This window comes from Zoogloea sp. (assembly GCF_023150065.1).
Taxonomy (GTDB): domain Bacteria; phylum Pseudomonadota; class Gammaproteobacteria; order Burkholderiales; family Rhodocyclaceae; genus Zoogloea.
The window spans coordinates 1-527 of sequence record NZ_JAKLLN010000227.1; the positions used below are offsets into that span (position 1 = coordinate 1).

The 527-nt window shown below is 48.6% G+C and carries 1 protein-coding gene; it reads right to left on the reverse strand.

The window, feature by feature from the left end:
* On the reverse strand, nt 1-527 hold a 527-nt coding region (locus L6Q67_RS24405; protein ID WP_296576380.1), incomplete at both ends, for an ATP-binding cassette domain-containing protein.

Here is a 527-nt window from a genome sequence, read left to right on the forward strand (position 1 = left end):
GCGGAGCAGGAGGGAACTTCAGGCGCAGGGCGGAGTTGTCCACTTCATCTACTTCAATGATTTCGAGCTTTTCGAGCATTTTCACGCGCGATTGCACCTGTAGGGTTTTGGAATAAGTTCCTTTGAAACGCTCAATGAATTCGGTGGTTTCGGCAATGAACTTTTGTTGTTCTTCGTATTGTTTTTGCTGCTGTGCCCTGCGTTCTTTGCGTAGTTCCAGATAGTGCGAGTATTTGGCTTTGTAATCATAAATGCGCCCCATGGTCACTTCAATGGTGCGGTTGGTAATGGCATCTACGAATGCACGGTCGTGGGAAATGACCACCACAGCTTTGGCGCTGTTAACCAGGAAATCTTCCAGCCATTGGATGGATTCGATGTCCATGTGGTTGGTCGGCTCATCCAGCAGGATCAGGTCGGGTTTTTGAAGCAGGATTTTCGCCAATTCGATGCGCATTCTCCAACCACCGCTGAACTCAGAAGTAGGGCGTGTAAAATCCTGCCGTTCAAATCCCATTCCTTTCAGT